Source organism: Enterobacter sp. BNK-8, assembly GCF_048685095.1.
Lineage (GTDB): Bacteria > Pseudomonadota > Gammaproteobacteria > Enterobacterales > Enterobacteriaceae > Enterobacter > Enterobacter quasiroggenkampii.
Genome location: NZ_JBLQTN010000001.1, coordinates 3,337,244 through 3,356,404, shown reverse-complemented (window position 1 = coordinate 3,356,404; position 19,161 = coordinate 3,337,244). Strand labels below are relative to the sequence as shown.

16 protein-coding genes and 5 tRNA genes are annotated in these 19,161 nt (G+C 56.6%); 13 read left to right on the top strand and 8 right to left on the bottom strand.

The genetic code is table 11. The features are described from left to right. The first annotated feature begins 6 nt into the window (after positions 1-6). The 13 genes from recX to ACMGGU_RS16105 all read left to right on the top strand — a co-directional run bounded on the left by recX (position 7) and on the right by ACMGGU_RS16105 (position 8,928). A complete protein-coding gene (recX, locus tag ACMGGU_RS16165; protein WP_032640869.1) occupies positions 7-507 on the top strand; it encodes a recombination regulator RecX in 501 nt (166 codons plus the stop codon). Positions 508-638: 131 nt separating this feature from the next. After that, entirely contained in the window at positions 639-3,266 is a 2,628-nt protein-coding gene (alaS, locus tag ACMGGU_RS16160) for an alanine--tRNA ligase (protein WP_008499543.1), read from the top strand. A gap of 241 nt (positions 3,267-3,507) precedes the next feature. Continuing rightward, positions 3,508-3,693, top strand: a complete 186-nt coding sequence (csrA, locus tag ACMGGU_RS16155) for a carbon storage regulator CsrA (protein WP_000906486.1) — start codon at positions 3,508-3,510, stop codon at positions 3,691-3,693. A 342-nt stretch (positions 3,694-4,035) separates the two neighbouring features. Continuing rightward, positions 4,036-4,128, top strand: a tRNA-Ser gene (locus ACMGGU_RS16150). 4 nt (positions 4,129-4,132) lie between these two features. After that, positions 4,133-4,209 (top strand) — tRNA-Arg (locus ACMGGU_RS16145). Between the two features lie 64 nt (positions 4,210-4,273). Then, positions 4,274-4,350 (top strand) — tRNA-Arg (locus ACMGGU_RS16140). A 29-nt stretch (positions 4,351-4,379) separates the two neighbouring features. Beyond that, a tRNA-Arg gene (locus ACMGGU_RS16135) sits at positions 4,380-4,456 on the top strand. Between the two features lie 27 nt (positions 4,457-4,483). Further along, a tRNA-Arg gene (locus tag ACMGGU_RS16130) sits at positions 4,484-4,560 on the top strand. Between the two features lie 250 nt (positions 4,561-4,810). After that, positions 4,811-5,377 (top strand): fructose-1-phosphate/6-phosphogluconate phosphatase, encoded by a 567-nt coding sequence (yqaB, locus tag ACMGGU_RS16125; RefSeq protein WP_032648006.1) that lies wholly within the window; start codon positions 4,811-4,813, stop codon positions 5,375-5,377. Continuing rightward, on the top strand, positions 5,374-5,802 hold the full coding sequence (locus ACMGGU_RS16120; protein WP_021241956.1) for a YqaA family protein: 429 nt from the start codon (positions 5,374-5,376) through the stop codon (positions 5,800-5,802). Before yqaB ends, ACMGGU_RS16120 begins: the two co-directional genes overlap by 4 nt. Positions 5,803-5,885: 83 nt before the next feature. Then, positions 5,886-7,430 (top strand): glutamate--cysteine ligase, encoded by a 1,545-nt coding sequence (gene gshA / locus ACMGGU_RS16115; RefSeq protein ID WP_420300733.1) that lies wholly within the window; start codon positions 5,886-5,888, stop codon positions 7,428-7,430. Between the two features lie 153 nt (positions 7,431-7,583). Continuing rightward, positions 7,584-8,099: an S-ribosylhomocysteine lyase gene (gene luxS / locus ACMGGU_RS16110; RefSeq protein WP_014833019.1), complete on the top strand. Its 516-nt coding sequence runs from the start codon at positions 7,584-7,586 to the stop codon at positions 8,097-8,099. Positions 8,100-8,163: 64 nt separating this feature from the next. Further along, on the top strand, positions 8,164-8,928 hold the full coding sequence (locus ACMGGU_RS16105; RefSeq protein WP_395299535.1) for an AraC family transcriptional regulator: 765 nt from the start codon (positions 8,164-8,166) through the stop codon (positions 8,926-8,928). Here ACMGGU_RS16105 and leuA read toward each other — a convergent pair. The 8 genes from leuA to proV form a co-directional block, all read right to left on the bottom strand. After that, positions 8,915-10,570, bottom strand: a complete 1,656-nt coding sequence (leuA, locus tag ACMGGU_RS16100) for a 2-isopropylmalate synthase (RefSeq protein WP_069720354.1) — start codon at positions 10,568-10,570, stop codon at positions 8,915-8,917. The two genes, ACMGGU_RS16105 and leuA, sit on opposite strands and share 14 nt — an antisense overlap. A 204-nt stretch (positions 10,571-10,774) precedes the next feature. Continuing rightward, on the bottom strand, positions 10,775-12,322 hold the full coding sequence (gene emrB, locus ACMGGU_RS16095; RefSeq protein ID WP_028014182.1) for a multidrug efflux MFS transporter permease subunit EmrB: 1,548 nt from the start codon (positions 12,320-12,322) through the stop codon (positions 10,775-10,777). Positions 12,323-12,338: 16 nt separating this feature from the next. Then, complete coding sequence (gene emrA / locus ACMGGU_RS16090) at positions 12,339-13,511, bottom strand: multidrug efflux MFS transporter periplasmic adaptor subunit EmrA (RefSeq protein WP_045909303.1); 1,173 nt, start codon at positions 13,509-13,511, stop codon at positions 12,339-12,341. A gap of 126 nt (positions 13,512-13,637) precedes the next feature. Then, positions 13,638-14,168, bottom strand: a complete 531-nt coding sequence (gene mprA, locus ACMGGU_RS16085) for a transcriptional repressor MprA (RefSeq protein ID WP_023308933.1) — start codon at positions 14,166-14,168, stop codon at positions 13,638-13,640. Between the two features lie 313 nt (positions 14,169-14,481). Further along, a complete protein-coding gene (locus tag ACMGGU_RS16080; protein ID WP_420300732.1) occupies positions 14,482-15,666 on the bottom strand; it encodes an MFS transporter in 1,185 nt (394 codons plus the stop codon). A 165-nt stretch (positions 15,667-15,831) separates the two neighbouring features. Continuing rightward, a complete protein-coding gene (gene proX, locus ACMGGU_RS16075) occupies positions 15,832-16,827 on the bottom strand; it encodes a glycine betaine/L-proline ABC transporter substrate-binding protein ProX (protein WP_048029249.1) in 996 nt (331 codons plus the stop codon). Positions 16,828-16,836: 9 nt separating this feature from the next. After that, a complete protein-coding gene (proW, locus tag ACMGGU_RS16070) occupies positions 16,837-17,901 on the bottom strand; it encodes a glycine betaine/L-proline ABC transporter permease ProW (RefSeq protein WP_008502575.1) in 1,065 nt (354 codons plus the stop codon). Then, positions 17,894-19,096, bottom strand: coding sequence for a glycine betaine/L-proline ABC transporter ATP-binding protein ProV (proV, locus tag ACMGGU_RS16065; protein WP_008502574.1), 1,203 nt, complete (start codon positions 19,094-19,096; stop codon positions 17,894-17,896). Before proV ends, proW begins: the two co-directional genes overlap by 8 nt. Positions 19,097-19,161: the final 65 nt, after the last annotated feature.

Genomic DNA, 19,161 nt, shown 5'->3' with positions numbered 1-19,161 from the left:
TTTTTTATGAGTGAACCGACAACACGTCGACCCGCGTATGCACGCCTACTGGATCGCGCGGTGCGCATCCTGGCCGTTCGTGACCACAGTGAACAGGAGCTGCGGCGAAAACTGTCGGCACCGGTGATGAGTAAAAACGGCCCGGAAGAGATTGATGCCACCGCGGAAGATTATGACCGCGTCATCGCATGGTGCTATGAGCATCGCTATCTTGATGACGAGCGTTTTGCCTCGCGATTTCTCGCCAGCCGTGGCCGCAAGGGGTACGGGCCCGCGCGCATCCGGCAGGAGCTAAACCAGAAAGGGGTGGCCCGGGAGTCCATCGAAAAAGCGATGCGCGAATGCGACATTGACTGGTGCGAGCTGGCAAAAGAGCAGGCTATTCGTAAGTACGGCGAACCGCTGCCGCGTGAATTTTCAGAAAAAGTCAAAATCCAGCGCTTTTTGCTCTACCGCGGCTTTCTGATGGAAGATATTCAGGATATCTGGCGTAATTTTGCCGATTGAACGCATGCGGGATTTTACTTCCCACCAAAGAAAACTTATCTTATTCCCACTTTTTCCAGTAGCTGGTCTGTCCAACGGTTTACCGATACAGGCTGGCTACGACATTTCGTTAGCTTGATTTCAGGATAATTATGAGCAAGAGCACCGCTGAGATCCGTCAGGCGTTTCTCGATTTTTTCCATAGTAAGGGACACCAGGTTGTTGCCAGCAGCTCCCTGGTACCGAACAACGATCCGACTCTGCTGTTTACCAACGCCGGGATGAACCAGTTCAAGGATGTGTTCCTTGGTCTCGACAAGCGTAATTATTCCCGCGCCACAACCTCACAGCGTTGCGTGCGTGCGGGCGGTAAACACAACGACCTGGAAAACGTCGGTTACACCGCGCGTCACCACACCTTCTTCGAAATGCTGGGTAACTTCAGCTTCGGCGACTACTTTAAACACGATGCTATTCAATATGCGTGGGAACTGCTGACCGGTGAAAACTGGTTCAACCTGCCGAAAGAGCGTCTGTGGGTTACCGTCTATGAAACCGATGACGAAGCCTACGAAATCTGGGAAAAAGAAGTCGGGATCCCGCGCGAGCGTATTATTCGCATCGGCGATAACAAAGGCGCGCCTTACGCGTCCGATAACTTCTGGCAGATGGGTGACACCGGCCCTTGCGGTCCGTGCACCGAGATCTTCTACGATCACGGCGACCACATCTGGGGCGGCCCTCCAGGCAGCCCGGAAGAAGACGGCGATCGCTACATTGAGATCTGGAACATCGTCTTCATGCAGTTTAACCGTCAGGCCGACGGTACGATGGAGCCGCTGCCGAAGCCGTCCGTTGATACCGGTATGGGTCTGGAGCGTATTGCCGCGGTACTGCAGCACGTTAACTCCAACTATGAGATTGACCTGTTCAGCACCCTGATCAAAGCCGTTGCGGAAGTGACCGGCGCGACCGATCTGAACAACAAATCGCTGCGCGTTATCGCGGACCACATTCGTTCCTGCGCGTTCCTGATTGCCGACGGCGTTATCCCGTCGAATGAAAACCGTGGCTACGTGCTGCGTCGTATCATTCGTCGTGCCATCCGTCACGGCAACATGCTGGGCGCTAAGGACACCTTCTTCTATAAACTCGTTGGGCCACTGATTGGCGTGATGGGGTCAGCCGGTGACGAGCTGAAACGCCAGCAGGCGCAGGTAGAGCAGGTTCTGAAAACCGAAGAAGAGCAGTTTGCACGTACGCTGGAGCGCGGTCTGGCGCTGCTGGACGAAGAGCTGGCGAAACTTAAGGGCGACACGCTGGATGGCGAAACCGCTTTCCGCCTGTACGACACCTACGGCTTCCCGGTTGACCTGACGGCGGACGTTTGCCGCGAGCGTAACATCAAAGTTGACGAAGCGGGCTTCGAAGCCGCGATGGAAGAGCAGCGCCGTCGTGCGCGCGAGTCCAGCGGCTTCGGTGCAGACTACAACGCGATGATCCGCGTTGACAGCGCGTCTGAATTCAAAGGCTATGAGGCGCTGGAACTGACCGGTAAAGTGACCGCTCTGTTTGTTGACGGTAAAGCCGTAGACAGCATCAGCGCGGGTCAGGAAGCCGTAGTTATTCTGGACAAAACGCCGTTCTACGCCGAATCAGGCGGCCAGGTTGGCGATAAAGGCGAACTGAAAGGCAATGGCTTTAGCTTCAGCGTGACCGACACCCAAAAATACGGTCAGGCGATTGGTCACCAGGGCAAACTGGTTTCCGGTTCTCTGAAAGTGGGCGAGGGCGTCCAGGCTAACGTTGATGAAGCTCGCCGCGCGCGCATTCGTCTGAACCACTCGGCAACCCACCTGATGCACGCTGCCTTGCGCGACGTACTCGGTACCCATGTTGCACAGAAAGGTTCTCTGGTTAACGACAAAGTGCTGCGCTTCGACTTCTCGCATTTTGAAGCGATGAAGCCGTCTGAAATCCGTGCGGTGGAAGATCTGGTGAACGCGCAGATCCGTCGTAACCTGCCAATCGAGACCCATATCATGGATCTCGAGGACGCGAAGAAAAAAGGTGCGATGGCGCTGTTTGGCGAGAAATACGACGAGCGCGTTCGCGTGCTGAGCATGGGCGACTTCTCTACCGAGCTGTGCGGCGGTACGCACGCCTCGCGCACCGGTGATATCGGCCTGTTCCGCATTGTTTCCGAGTCGGGAACGGCGGCAGGTGTGCGTCGTATTGAAGCAGTGACCGGTGAAGGTGCGATTGCCAGCCTGCATGCGCAGAGCGATCAGCTGCACGACATCGCGCAGCTGCTGAAAGGCGATAGCCAGAACCTGGGCGAGAAAGTGCGCGTTGCGCTGGATCGCACGCGTCAGCTGGAAAAAGAGCTGCAGCAGCTGAAAGAGCAGGCTGCGGCGCAGGAGAGTGCAAACCTCTCCAGCAAGGCTGTAGACATTAAGGGCGTCAAACTGCTGGTCAGCGATCTGGCGGGCGTTGAGCCTAAGATGCTGCGTACTATGGTCGACGATCTCAAGAACCAGCTTGGTTCGACCGTTATCGTGCTGGCGACAGTGGCAGAAGGTAAGGTTTCTCTGATTGCGGGCGTCTCTAAGGATGTGACTGACCGCGTAAAAGCAGGGGAACTGATTGGTATGGTCGCTCAGCAGGTGGGCGGCAAGGGTGGCGGTCGTCCGGACATGGCGCAAGCCGGTGGTACGGATGCGGCGGCACTTCCTGCGGCATTAGCCAGCGTTGAAAGCTGGGTAAGCGCGAAACTGTAATAACTACAAAGCACAAGCAGACGCCATAGCGGTAACGTTATGGCGTCTTGTTCACTGTGCTATCGATAACGATAAAGTCAGGTTGAGTTTGTGTATATCGGCTAAACTTACGTTTAACAGAATGTGATGCCGTGACTGCTTACACTTTACGTGTTTGTCATCGCTTACTTTTTGGCGTTATATGATGGATAATGCCGGGATACAAGAGACCCGACTCTTTTAATCTTTCAAGGAGCAAAGAATGCTGATTCTGACTCGTCGAGTTGGTGAGACCCTCATGATTGGGGATGAGGTCACCGTGACAGTTTTAGGGGTAAAGGGTAACCAGGTACGTATTGGTGTTAACGCTCCTAAAGAAGTATCTGTCCACCGTGAAGAGATCTACCAGCGTATCCAGGCTGAAAAATCCCAGCAGTCCAGTTACTGATATTGTCGCGTCTCGCTGTCGGGCGAGACGCAACCCTCCCGCTATTTTTCCTGCTCAAAGTTACCGTTTAATTTCAATCGCTCTCTTTTTAACCACTCCGTTACCCTTATCTCGTCCCAACACCGTCCTTTCTGCATCAGTTTTCTGTGAAGATGCCTGCAAAATCCGCTTATAAAACACCCTCTTTGCGGCTTTTACATGCGAATTGCGTGTGATTTGTGCAAACGATAAAAGCTTTTGGAAAATTGTTTGACTTATAAGTCCCAGAAAGTAATATATGCGCCACGCAGCGACGAGAAGCTCTTAACGAGTTGCTCGAAGCACTCGAAAGAGGCGTTGTGTGGTGAGGTGGCCGAGAGGCTGAAGGCGCTCCCCTGCTAAGGGAGTATGCGGTCAAAAGCTGCATCCGGGGTTCGAATCCCCGCCTCACCGCCATTTTGCATCCGTAGCTCAGCTGGATAGAGTACTCGGCTACGAACCGAGCGGTCGGAGGTTCGAATCCTCCCGGATGCACCATCTATTACTTCATATTGCTTTAGAAGTGATATGAATATCGAGCAGTACAGTAGTAAATCCCGATGCATCCGTAGCTCAGCTGGATAGAGTACTCGGCTACGAACCGAGCGGTCGGAGGTTCGAATCCTCCCGGATGCACCATTTACTATTTCTGAAAGCAGTACCCTGATGCATCCGTAGCTCAGCTGGATAGAGTACTCGGCTACGAACCGAGCGGTCGGAGGTTCGAATCCTCCCGGATGCACCATTACTGTTTCTAAAAGCATTTCCCGATGCATCCGTAGCTCAGCTGGATAGAGTACTCGGCTACGAACCGAGCGGTCGGAGGTTCGAATCCTCCCGGATGCACCATATTCTCCTGGATAACAGCGATGCTGTTGTTTTAAGGTCAGCGAGTTAATCGCAAGCACCAGGGAGGATAACGTTGCTTTAGCAACGGCCCGCAGGGCGAGGCGTAAGCCGAGTAATCCTCCCGGATGCACCATCTTCTCCTTCTTTGTTTATTCCTTCGACGTTCCGTCAGCAATCACACTCTCTGTCAGCGACAAAAACCACCATTTACGATAAAGTAATGCTTTGTTAATCGGTTAGCGAGAGCACGATGTACGCACAGTATGACGGTTTGATCTTCGATATGGATGGTACCCTTCTGGATACCGAACCCACGCATCGTCAAGCCTGGACCGACGTCCTGGGCCGCTACGGTATGCGTTTCGACCTTCAGGCGATGATCGCCCTCAACGGCTCCCCAACCTGGCGTATTGCACAGGCCGTGATTGAACTGAATCAGGCCGATCTCGACCCGCACCTGCTCGCACGCGAAAAAACCGATGCGGTAAAAGCCATGCTTTTAGATACCGTACGTCCTTTGCCGCTGATTGATGTGGTAAAAGAGTGGCACGGGCGTCGCCCGATGTCGGTGGGGACGGGCAGCGAAAGCGCGATTGCAGAGGCATTACTCAATCATCTTGGCCTGCGCCACTATTTCTCTGCCGTGGTTGCCGCCGATCATGTTAAACATCACAAGCCTGCACCGGACACCTTCCTGCTCTGCGCAGAATTAATGGGCGTCCCGGCGGCAAAATGCGTCGTGTTTGAAGACGCCGATTTCGGCATCCAGGCCGCGCGTGATGCCGGAATGGATGCGGTGGATGTGCGCTTACTGTGAGTGACGCGCTGTCACTTGCCTCATTATTCGCCAGCAGTTTTCTCAGCGCCACGCTGTTACCGGGCAATTCGGAAGTGGTGCTGGTGGCGATGCTGTTGTCTGGCGTGAGTCAGCCCTGGCTGCTTGTAGTAATAGCAACAATGGGTAATAGCCTTGGAGGGCTGACTAACGTTATTCTTGGGCGTTTCTTTCCGCTGCGTGAAAAATCGCGCTGGCAGGAAAAGGCAGTCGGCTGGCTAAAACGCTATGGCGCTGCCACGCTGTTATTAAGCTGGATGCCTGTAATAGGCGATTTACTGTGTCTGCTGGCGGGATGGATGCGCATCTCCTGGGGACCGGTGCTCTTTTTTTTGTGCCTTGGCAAGGCGTTGCGTTATGTCCTCGTGGCATGGGCAACGCTGCAGGGTATGACGTGGTGGCACTAATTGGTGGAATGAATACGCGACCTTCAATCGTCAACCATTACAATTATGCTGAGTAACATTACTTTGACAGGCGGGAGGTCAATTTGATCCCGGACGTATCTCAGGCGCTGGCCTGGCTGGAAAACCACCCTCAGGCATTGAAGGGTATTCAGCGTGGTCTCGAGCGTGAAACGCTGCGCGTTAACGCGGACGGCAGTTTAGCGACAACGGGTCACCCGAAGGCGTTAGGCTCGGCGCTGACACATAAATGGATCACAACCGATTTCGCTGAAGCGCTGCTTGAGTTCATCACCCCAGTAGAGGGTGATATTGATCATATGCTGACGATCATGCGCGATATCCATCGCTACACCGCGCGCAACCTGGGCGACGAGCGCATGTGGCCCCTCAGCATGCCGTGCTATATCGAGCAGGGCCAGGAGATTGAGCTGGCACAGTACGGCACGTCAAATATCGGCCGGCTGAAAACGCTTTACCGTGAGGGGCTGAAAAACCGCTACGGCGCGTTGATGCAGACCATCTCTGGCGTGCACTACAACTTCTCGTTGCCAATGGCATTCTGGGAAGCGAAATGCGGTGAAACGGATAAAGATGCCATCTCAGCAGGCTACTTCCGCCTGATCCGAAACTATTACCGTTTCGGCTGGGTGATCCCGTATCTGTTCGGCGCATCGCCTGCTATTTGCTCATCTTTCCTGCAGGGAAAACCGACGACGCTGCCGTTCGAGAAGACTGATTGCGGAATGTACTATCTTCCGTACGCCACCTCTCTGCGCCTGAGCGATCTCGGCTATACCAATAAATCGCAAAGCAATCTCGGTATTACGTTTAACGAATTGCACGAATATGTGGCAGGATTGAAGCGGGCGATCAAAACCCCGTCGGAAGAGTACGAGAAAATCGGCCTCGAAAAAGACGGCAAGCGTCTGCAGATCAACAGCAATGTCCTGCAGATTGAAAACGAGTTGTATGCGCCTATTCGTCCTAAGCGCGTGACGCGCAGCGGCGAAACCCCGTCGGATGCGCTGCAGCGCGGCGGGATCGAATACATTGAAGTGCGCTCGCTGGATATCAACCCGTTTTCACCGATTGGCGTTGATGAACAGCAGATTCGCTTCCTGGATCTGTTTATGGTCTGGTGCGTGCTGGCGGATGCGCCGGAAATGAGTTCAGACGAACTGCTCTGTACCCGTACAAACTGGAACCGCGTGATTCTGGAAGGGCGTAAGCCAGGTCTGACGCTGGGTATCGGCTGCGAAACGGCACAGTTCCCGCTGACGAAAGTCGGCAAAGATCTGTTCCGCGATCTGAAGCGTGTTGCCCGGACGATGGACAGCATCGACGGCGGGGATGCGTATCAACAGATTTGCGACCAGCTGGTGGAATGCTTTGATAACCCGGAACTGACGTTCTCAGCACGCATTCTGCGTTCTATGATTGATCAGGGCATTGGTGGTACGGGGCGTTCACTCTCGGCGGAGTACCGTGAGATGCTGATCCAGGAGCCGTTAGAAATCCTGAGCGAAGCAGATTTTGTCGCGGAACACGAAGCGTCCGTTGTGCGTCAGAAAGAGGTTGAAGCGGCGGATACCGAGTCGTTTGAGGCGTTTCTGGCGAAGCAGGCTTAAGCAGAAAAGAAAAAGGCCACATCGCTGTGGCCAAAATATACATCTCTGAATTCAGGGATGATGATAACAAATGCGCGTCTTTCATATACTCAGACGCGCATTCTGTAGAAGAGTTCAGTTTATTTTAAAAAAAATCACTATCGGAGGTGACGTATGCCGTTATTAGATAGCTTTACTGTCGACCATACCCGTATGGAAGCACCTGCAGTCCGCGTGGCGAAGACCATGCACACCCCGCACGGCGACACGATCACCGTCTTCGATCTGCGTTTCTGCGTGCCAAACAAAGAAGTGATGCCGGAGAAAGGCATTCATACGCTGGAACACCTGTTCGCTGGCTTCATGCGTGACCACCTGAACGGCAACGGCGTTGAGATCATCGATATCTCTCCGATGGGCTGCCGTACCGGTTTCTACATGAGCCTGATTGGTCAGCCTGAAGAGAAACGTGTGGCAGATGCCTGGAAAGCGGCCATGCAGGACGTGCTGAAGGTGAAAGAGCAGAACCAGATCCCTGAGCTTAACGTTTACCAGTGCGGCACCTACCAGATGCACTCTCTGGAAGAAGCGCAGGAAATCGCGCGTCATATCATCGAGCGTGATGTGCGCGTGAACAGCAACGAAGAGCTGGCCCTGCCGAAAGAAAAACTGCAGGAACTGCACATCTAGTATTGTGCCTGTGGATGCCCGGTGGCGCTTCGCTTACCGGGCCTACATTGTGTTGGTGCCTCCTTTGACCACAACCTTAACCTTCTCCTTTACCCACCGTCCCCTCGTTCCGTTTGCCCATGATTACGTTCATGGTGACAGCGAACCCTGGCACAAGCACGACTGCGCGCAGCTGCTGCACACCCTGAGCGGCGTGGTACGGGTGGATACCGCATCAGGCTGTTGGGTTGTTCCTCCCGGTCGCGGCGTCTGGCTGCCTGCGGGCACGCAGCATTCCTTGCGCATTACCGGCAACGTGGCGGCGCGAACGTTGTTTATCGATCCGCTGGCGCGGGCCGATCTCCCGGCCACCTGCCAGATCGTGCAGATCACGCCGCTGCTGCGCGAGCTGATCCTCGTCTGCCTTGCTTTACCTGAATCGTACTCACCCGGAAGCCGGGATGAGCGCGTCTATGAGCTCATTCTCGATGAAATCCGCACTATGCCGGTGCTGCCGTTTCACCTGCCGGAGCCGGAAAGTGAGGCGCTACGTCGCCTGTGTCTGCAAATCCGGCAACACCCGGGTGAAAGCTGGAGCAGCGCGCAGGCTTCGAGCATGATGAACATGAGCGAGCGCACGCTGAACCGCCATTTTCAGCAGCAGACGGGATTAAGCTGCGGAGAGTGGGTGAGAAGGGCGCGCCTGCTGGAAGCCTTAGTCCGGCTGGCGCAGGGCCAGCCGGTATTACGCGTGGCGCTGGATCTGGGGTACGGCAGTCACAGCGCCTTTACGGCCATGTTCCGTCGGGTGATGGGCGTCTCTCCCAGCGATTACTTTAAGAACGACTGACGGCGTTAAAGAGCGCCTGAAGCGACGCGCGCGCCACGTCGCTATCAATGCCCACGCCCCAGCGACTGCTGCCGTCCTGGAACAGACAGCGGATGTAGGCCACCGAGCGGCTGTCGCTGCGTTCGCCTAACGTATGCTCGTGATAATCCTTAATCACGAACGGGGCGTTGACCCAGCGGCTCAGGCCGTGAGCGGCAGCGGAGAGCAGACCGTTTCCCTGACCTTCCAGCTGGCGCGTTCCTCCCTGTGTGACGACGCTGGCCGTCAAACGCAGCTGGCCGTCCTGCTGGCTATCGCTGCGGTAGGATTGCAGCGCATAGTGCGGCGTTGCCACCAGGCCGTAGCGGGTGCGGAACAGCTGCCACAGCGCATTTTGCGTCATCTCTTTTCCGTGACGATCGGTTTCCTGCTGCACGTGCTGGCTGAAATCCTGCTGCAGGGCGCGAGGCAGTTTCAGCCCATGGTTTTGCTCAATCAGCCACGCGCTGCCGCTTTTTCCTGACTGGCTGTTTACGCGGATCACCGCTTCGTAGGTACAGCCAATATCCTGGGGATCGACGGGCAGGTAAGGCATCTCCCAGCGATCGCCTGGCCTGCGGGCATCAAAGCCTTTTTTAATCGCGTCCTGGTGCGAGCCGGAGAAGGCGGTATAGGCCAGCCGTCCTGCCCACGGATGGCGCGGGTGGACCGGCAGCTGATTGCAGGTTTCCACCACTTCCACCACCCGATTCATATCGCTAAAGTCCAGATTCGGGCTAACCCCCTGGCTGTAGAGGTTCATCGCCAGCGTTACCAGGCAGACGTTACCCGTACGTTCCCCGTTACCGAAAAGACAGCCCTCCACGCGGTCAGCTCCCGCCATTACGGCCAGCTCCGCGCAGGCAACGCCGGTACCGCGGTCGTTATGCGGATGCACGCTGATGCAGACATCGCGGCGGCGGCTGAAGTGGCGGCAGAAATACTCGATCTGGTCGGCATAGACGTTCGGCGTGCTCACTTCGACGGTGGCAGGTAAGTTGATCACCATAGGCCGCTCGTCGCACGGCTGCCAGATTTCCGCCACGGCTTCACAAATCTCCAGCGCAAACTCCGGCTCGGTAAAGCAGAAGGTTTCCGGGGAGTATTCATATTGCCAGCGGGTGTCGGGATTTTCCTCACACAGCTGGCGAATAAGCCGCGTCGAGCGCGTCGCCAGCTCAACGATTTGCGCTTTCTCCATGCCGAAGACCAGGCGGCGGAACAGCGGAGCGGTGGCGTTATACAGATGCACGGTAGCCTGCTTCGCGCCGCGCAGGGATTCAAAAGTACGATGGATGAGATCTTCCCGTGCCTGAGTGAGCACCTGAATCGTCACGTCATCCGGGATGCGGTTCTCTTCAATCAGCTGGCGAACGAAGTTGAAATCCGTCTGTGAGGCGGAAGGAAAGGCAACCTCGATCTCTTTGAATCCGCAGCCCAGCAGCAGTGCCCAGAACTGCAGCTTGCGGGCGCTGTCCATCGGCTCGGCAAGGGCCTGGTTGCCGTCGCGCAGGTCGGTCGAGAGCCAGCGCGGCGCGCGGGTAATGCGTTGCTCCGGCCAGCGACGGTCGGGCAGGGAAAGGGTGGGATAGGGTTGGTACTTGTCGGCGGGTGTGTTCAGCATGATGCGCTCCTGTTGTCTTTTCACTATCGTGAATCGATTTCAGGCGCGCTGCTTTATCGGAACTGACAATGGCTGTCGCGTTCTGGACACAGTGCGGTTTTTTGCCGGATGGCGGCTACGCCTTATCCGGCCTACGTTCGTAGGCCCGGTAAGCGTAGCGCCACCGGGCAACCGTCGCACAGAACGAGCAACCCGCGCACAAGACTAGTGCGCGCCGCCACCGCCGCCACCGGCACCAAACGGCGGTCTGGCAAACCACACCAGCCCCAGCAGGACGATAAAGATCCCTGCCGATATCCAGAAAATCTCGTTGGCCGAGATAATCAGCCCCTGGTTGGTGATCTGCTGGGCAATCCAGCCGGACGCCTGCTGCTCCGTCATTCCCATCCCCTGAAGCTGGCTATACATCTGCTGAGCATTCGGGTTGTACGGGTTCACCGCTTCGGTCAGCTGCGCGTGGTGCATCGATTCGCGGTTCGTCCACAGGGTGGTGGTGATCGACGTACCGATGGAGCCCGCCAGCGTACGGGTGAAGTTCGACAGGCTCGACGCGGCTGCCAGACGCTCGGGCGGTAAGCCAGAGAGCGTGATGGTGGTCAGCGGCATAAAGAAGCACGCCACCGCGAAGCCCTGAATGAACTGCGGCCACGCCGAGGCGCCAAAGTCCATTCCCGGCTCAAAGGTATACGCACGCCAGTAGAAGCACACCGCATACATGATGAAGCTGAACGTCACCAGCCGACGCATGTCGAGCTTATGGGCGAAGCGGCCAATTATCGGCGACAGCAGGACCGGGATCACCCCAACGGGCGCCGACGCCAGACCCGCCCAGGTGGCGGTATAGCCATACACCTCCTGCAACAGCTGCGGCAGCAGCACAATCGCGCCGAAGTAGAGCATATAGGCGAGGCTGATACACAGGCAGCCGATGGTGAAGTTTCGCGACTTAAACAGCGAGAGATCGACTATCGGGTTGTCGTCCGTCAGCTCCCAGACGATCAGGAAGCTGATCGACACCACCGCGACAATGGTCAGGATGATAATTTCCTGCGAGTTGAACCAGTCGAGCTCTTTACCGCGGTCGAGCATAATCTGCAGACTGCCGATACCCAGGATCAGCAGCGCCAGCCCGATGCTGTCGATACGCCGTTGTTCGGTGCGCGTCTCTCGTCCCCGCAGCGACTGCAGCGTCATCAATACCACGACGGCGCCAATCGGTACGTTGATGAAGAAGATCCAGCCCCAGTGGTAGTTATCGCTGATGTACCCGCCCAGAATCGGTCCGCAGATAGGCGCGACGATAACGGTCATCGACCAGAGCGCCAGCGCGACGGAACGTTTTGCGGGAGGGTAGTTGCTCAGCAGCAAACTCTGGGAAAGCGGGATCAGCGGCCCTGCGACAATCCCCTGAATGACGCGGAAGAAAATCAGCATCGTCAGGCTGCTGGACATGCCGCACGCCCACGAGGCCAGTACAAACGCCACCGTGGACCAGAGGAACAGCTTCACCTCACCGACGCGCTTTGCCAGCCAGCCGGTGATCGGAATGGAGATGGCGTTTGCCACCCCAAACGAGGTAATGACCCAGGTCCCTTGGCTCAGCGACGAGCCAAGGTTACCGGCGATGGTTGGGATCGCCACGTTTGCGATGGTGGAGTCCAGCACCTGCATGAATGTCGCCAGCGACAGCGCAATGGTCATAATGACCAGTTGCGCGCCTTCCAGCGGTTTTTGCGGCTTTTGCTGTTGCATAACGCTCACCTTCGGATTAACCGGCGTTTGCCTTCACGATGTCATCGATCAGCTTGTTGACCGGATCGAGGCTAATTTCACGGGCGTTACTTTCATAAGCCGGGCTGCTACGCACCTGGCTTGCCAGGATCTGACCGTCGCGGTTGGCGGTGTCAACCGTCACCAGCGTTGACAGGCCGATACGCAGCGGGTGATCCGCCAGCTGCTTAGCATCCAGTTCGATACGCACGGGCAGACGCTGTACGACTTTGATCCAGTTACCGGTGGCGTTCTGCGCAGGCAGCAGGGAGAAGGCGCTGCCGGTCCCCATATCCAGACCCACCACTTTCCCGGTGTACTTCACGTCATCGCCATAGATGTCGCTGACAACCGTCGCGGTCTGGCCGATACGCATATGGGCAAGCTGCGTCTCTTTAAAGTTGGCGTCGACCCACAGGTTGTCTGCCGGTACGACCGCCATCAGCGGCGTGGTCGGGCTAATCTGCGCCCCAGGCTGAACGGAACGACGGGAGACATAGCCGGTCATTGGGCTGACGATTTTAGTACGCTGCAGGGCAAGCCACGCGTTGCGGACTTCGGTCGCTGCCTGCTGAACGGCAGGCTGGTTTTCCAGGCTGGTGCCCAGCACCATCGCCTGGTTGGCGTTGTACTGTTGAATGGCCACATCCAGCTGTGCCTGAGCGCTGGCGACGGCGTCGCGGGCGTGCTGCAGCTCTTCACGGCCAATCAGGTTGGCGGTGCCGAGCGGCACGCGGCGGTTCAGGTCGCTCTGCGCCTGTGCGAGTGCGGTTTTCTGCACGTCGATGTTGGCCTGCAGCTGCTTGCTGTTGATCATCAGCTGGCGGGTCTGACGGACGCTGGAGGCCAGCGCGGTCTGTGCTTTTTCAAACGCCTGCTGGGCGTCGGTTGGATCGAGGGTCACCAACACATCGCCTTTTTGCACAAAGTCGGTATTGTCAGCCCAGACTTTCGTCACGCTGCCCGACACCTGCGCCATAATTTGTACCTGGTTCCCTGCCACGTACGCGTCGTCAGTCTCTTCAGCATGACGCAGTACTAAAAACCAATAGATCCCATATGCCACGGCAATAATGATAAAGAGCAAGGTCAACAGAAGAAGGGCGCTCTTACGTTTGCCTTTCTTGTTGGCCGGTTGCTGCGGGGTAGTGCTCTCCGCATTTGCGCTCATTGTAGTTCTCCACGATCTTCTTATTTTCACATCGGCTGAGCCGACCTGTTGTCAGAAAGGCCAGCAGTGTGACGTGCTGGCCTGTCGGTTTTCTTATGAATCTGGAATGGTGAGCGTGTCGTCGCGTTAGCGCAGCGCCTCAAGAACGGCGCCGTCTTCATCCATCTGGTCCAGACGGGTGAGCAGCTTGCGAGTGATGTGCTCAAGCTGGTCACGCTCGGCGGTGCTGAGGGCGGACCAGAGTTTGTGCAGGCAATTGTGCTGAGGTGGCAGCACCTCGCGCAGGAACTGGTGACCTTTATCGGTCAGTTGCAGATGCAGGCAGCGGCGATCGTTGTCGCTTTCACGGCGCTCAATCCAGCCACGCTTTTCGAGCTCATCGGCAATTCGGGTCGCATTGGTACGGGAGGAGCCCAGCGCGCAGCTCAGCTCGGAAGGCTGAATGCTGTGGTTTTCCTGAGACTCCAGCGTGATCAACGCCATAAACAATGTCTCGTTAATCCCTTGAGCTTTCAGCATTTTATTACGGTTTTCCAGTAGCTTACCCTGCATGTGCATGCACAGGCGAGTCAGCAGGATTTCCTGGTACGGGAAGTCCTCATGGCGACTGGCGCGGAATTTAAGCATTTGTTCAATGGGCGTAAACGAACTATCCATTTGGGCATAACCTCATTAATTACAGCCGATATAGTAACGATAGTGACAAATAATGTAAATGAATTATTTGTGCGGTTATATCCGCCAAATTAATGTCACCATCAGAAAGCGCCGGGTAAGTCCGTGACCCGGTGAGCACAGAAAGCGTAGGGTGTGAACCCGCTGAAGAGAGGATGTGAGGACGGGGGTCTGAACTATTCATGCCAATTGTAAATATGTCACCCACATTAAAATTTCTGGGATAAATGATTACGTTTACATTAACAGAGTGAAGGGCCTCTTAACACCCTAAGAGGCCAACGCAATGTAAAACTTAATGAATTGCATCCTGACGATGGTAGCCGCGCCACCATACTAGCAGGTTAAGCGTGGCGACGATGGCGCCAATCGCACATACCCCTGACCAGCCGGCATGCTGCCACGCCGAGGCGGAAATGAGCGAGCCCGCCGCGCCGCCAATGAAGTAGCTGGTCATGTACCCGGCCGTCAGGCGGTTACGCGCCTCTGGCTTCACGCGATAGATGACGGTCTGATTGGTGATGTGAACGCCCTGCACGGTGAGATCGAGCACCAGGATACCGACGATCAGCGCCAGCACCGAGACGTGCCCATACCAGATTGCCGCCCAGGAGAGCAGGAGTAATATCAGCCCCGTGGAGGTGGTCAGATGGGATTTGCCCTTGTCGGCCAGCCCGCCTGCAGGACGCGCGCCCAGTGCGCCTGCGGCACCGGCCAGACCGAACAGGCCAATCACCCCTTCGGAATAATTGAACGGCGGCGCGGCCAGCAGAAACGCCATCGACGTCCACAGAATGCTGAAGTTGGCGAAGGTGAAGCAGCCCAGCAGGGCGCGGGTGCGCAGAAGTTTATCCTGGGTGAACAGGCTGAAAACGGAGGCCAGCAGCTGCGGGTAGTTCAGGTGATTTTCCTGCTTCACTTTTGGCAGCCCGCGCCACAGTGCCAGCGCCATGACGACCATCAGCACGCTCGCCACCCAGTATACGGTGCGCCAGCCGCCGAGGCTTGCCAGCAGCCCGGCAACGGTACGCGCCAGCAAAATCCCCAGCAGCAGGCCGCTCATGATGGTGCCCACCACCTTGCCGCGTTTTTCCGGGGAGGCGAGGGTCGCCGCGAGCGGAACCAGGATTTGCGCGACCACGGAGAACAACCCCGTCAGCGCGGTACCGATAATCATCATCGTCAGCGACTGGCTGCTGGCGGTGATCAGCATCCCACCGGCGGCCAGCAGGGTCATGGAGACGATCAGCATTCGGCGTTCAAACATATCGCCGAGCGGCACCAGGAACAGCAGCCCGGCGGCATAACCGAGCTGGGCTGCGGTGACAATAAAGCCTGCTGAACTGGCGGAAAGGTCAAACGCGCGGGCGATGGTGTCGAGAAGAGGTTGCGCGTAATAGTTGCTGGCGACGGCCAGACCCGTGGCCACGGACATTAAAAGAATGAGTGCGGGGCTAAGCCCTTGAGCTGTTTTTGTCATTGGTTTCAGGAATCGTTAGTTAAGTGATTATTTTTCCGGAAACCATAATAGCGAATGATTGTGAATGTTGGGGGATTGTTATGTGTGTGTTTGTGCGGTTAGCCCCTCACCCCAGTCCTCTCCCCTTTGGGGAGCGGGTTAGGGTGAGGGGCAGGGTTTTGTTTTTTACTTCTGCGCCTCAAGCGCCTCTTTTACCCAGCCGTCAAACTGCTGCTGGTGGGCTTTGATCCAGCCATCGACGTGGCCTTTGACATCTGCCTCAGACGATTTACCCGCGTGCATCATCGCGTTCTGGGCGTTGATGTCCGCCAGCGGCAGCTTCATCACCGAGAACAGCTTCGCCGCGGCCGGGTTTTTCTCGGCCCAGGCTTTGTTCGCCACGATATGCATGGTGTTCACCGGGAAGCCGTAGTTCATGCCGTTCGGCAGTTTGGTGTCGATATCTTTCTGCTCGCCCGGCAGGGAGGAGAACGGCACCTGCAGCCACACCACGTCTTTCCCCGGCTTCAGCACGTCGCTCACCCAGTATGGCGTCCAGGTGTAGTAAATCACCGGTTTACCCTCTTTGAAGCGGGCAATGGTGTCGGCCATCATCGCTGAATAGTTGCCGTGGCTCACGTCGACCGTTTTCGCCAGATCAAAGGCCTTGTTCTGGTGGTTAATCACCGCTTCGCAGCCCCAGCCCGGCGAGCAGCCCATCATGTCGGCCTTGCCGTCACCGTTGGTGTCGAACAGTTTGGCGATCTTCGGATCCTTCAGCTGTTCGATATTGGTGATGTGGTACTGGTCGGCGGTTTTCTTGTCGATCAGATATCCCTGCGCCGCGCCGGTGACAAATGTGCCTTCACGGTAGAATTTCTTGTCGCCACCGGCGGCGGCATACATGTCGTCGTGCAACGGCTGCCAGTTCACGGCGGTGAAGGTGGCGTCACCGGAGGCAATCGAGGTATAGCCCACGTTGTAATCCACTTCGCTCGGCGTGTTAACCGTGTAGCCGAGTTTTTCCAGCGCGCGGCTGACGATCAGGGTCTGGAAGCTCTCTTCCGAAATGGTGCTCTGCACCGGCTGCACGGTAATGCCTTTGCCCGGCAGATCAGCCGCGAACGTGCTGGTGGAGACAAGGGTGGCAAACGCTGTGGCAAAAAGGACGTTATGTCGCATCGTTGTTCCTTATTTTCTAAAGGGGCGGGTGAGTAACCCGACAGGGCCGGTGGAATACCAGCGACGGTTGCCGCGACTGCGTGAATCGCGACCGACGGCCTGGGTCAGGCGGTCAAGAATAATGGCGAGGATCACGATCCCGACGCCGCCGACGGTGGCCAGCCCCATGTCGAGACGGCCAATGCCGCGCAGCACCATCTGGCCGAGACCGCCAACGGCGATCATCGAGGCAATCACCACCATCGACAGGGCCAGCATCAGCGTCTGGTTAACGCCCGCCATGATGGTTGGCATGGCCAGCGGGAGCTGAACCTTAAACAGCATCTGGCGCGGGCTGGCACCGAACGAGCGTGACGCTTCGATCAGGTCCGCAGGCACCTGGTTGATCCCGAGAATGGTCAGACGAATAATCGGCGGCAGGGCAAAGATAATGGTGACCACCACGCCCGGCACGTTGCCGATGCCGAACAGCATCACAATCGGCACCAGATAGACGAACGCCGGGGTGGTCTGCATTGCATCCAGCAGCGGACGGATAATCTTCGCTGCCCGCGGGCTGCGCGCCAGCCAGATCCCCATCGGCAGGCCGATGACAATGCAAAAGAGCAGGGCGGTCAGCACCAGCGCCAGGGTGATCATCGCCTGCGACCAGGCCCCAATCGCGCCGATGGCAATCAGCGAAATCAGCGTGGCGACACCCATGCCGGCGCTGCCAAACTGCCAGGCGATCAGGGAGAACAGGATAATCGCCACCGGTGCCGGCATGCCCAGCATCAGCTGCTGGAAGCCGTTCAGGATGTAATCCACCGGGATGCGGATCCCCTGGAACACCGGGCGGAAGTGCGTCACCACCCAGTCGATCCCCTCCGTGACCCAGCTGTCCAGCGGGATCAGCGTTTTATGGAACGGGTCCATGATGTTGAAGTGTTCTGGCGCAGGCGCGGGGGCGCTGTTCAGCCAGTCTGCCGCGCCGCCGCCGTCGGCGGGGGCTGGCGTGGAACCCCACGCGTCGGCGGATTGTGCAGCGTTATCCGCCGCTTCAGTGGTACCCCACGGGTTAGTTTGGTCAGCCATTGTTTGCCCCCTCGCGATCTAAAGCCTGCAGCAGCATCCGTTTTGAGATGATGCCGACGTACTGTTGTTCCTCACCCACGACCGGCACGGCGCACGGCGCCTGCCCTACGTGAGAGAGCAACTCGCTGAGCGGCGTTTCGGCGTCCACGGCAAGCGGAGCGTCAATCAACGCCGCATCGATGCCCTGGTTTTCGCTGAGCGCGGTTTTCAGAGAGTCGATGGAGACAACGCCGACAAATTTATTGCCGCGTTCAACCAGATAACCGTATTCACGGTCTTCGTCCTGCAGCAGCTTAAGCGCCGAGCGCGGGCCGAAGCCTGGGGTTTTACGAATAATGCCGTTTGGCGTTCGACGGGCAATATCTTTGGCGCTAAAGACCTGGCTAATATCCACGCCGCGGAAGAAGGTGCGGACATAATCATTCGCCGGATTATTGAGTATTTCATCCGGCGTGCCGACCTGCACCACTTCACCGTTTTGCATAATGGCTATACGGTCGCCAATACGCATGGCTTCATCCAAATCGTGGGAAATAAAGACAATGGTTCGCTGATGTTTAGCCTGTAATTTTACCAGCTCATCCTGCATCTCGGTGCGAATTAACGGATCGAGGGCGGAGAAAGCTTCGTCCATTAATAAAATGTCTGGATTAATGGCTAATGCGCGGGCTAATCCCACGCGCTGACGCATACCGCCGGAAAGTTCATCCGGGTACGCATGCGCATAATTTTCCAGCCCAACCTGACGCAGGGCATCAAGGGCTTTTTCCTGACGTTCCTGCGCAGGCGTTCCGGCTAATTCCATGCCGAAGGCGGTATTATCCAGTACCGTCATGTGCGGCATCAGCGCGAATGACTGGAATACCATCGCAATCTTCTTTCTGCGCACCTCGCGAAGCTCGGCGTCTGATATTCTGGCGATATCCACGCCGTCAATCAGTACCTGTCCGCGGGTGGGTTCAATCAGGCGATTGAGAAGGCGAACCATAGTGGATTTACCCGAACCGGATAATCCCATGATGACAAAAATCTCGCCTTCTTCAATGGCCAGACTGGCGTCTTTAACGCCAAGCGATAGCCCGGTTTTTTCCAGAATTTGCTCTTTCGAAAGGCCTTTCTCAATATATTTGAATGCGCGCTGCGGATGCTCGCCAAATACTTTATAAAGATTTTTCACTTCTAATTTAATTGCCATGCAATAGAGAGTGTCCTGTTATTTGTTTATGTCGATATGATTACCATGGTAAATTGTTAACGGGC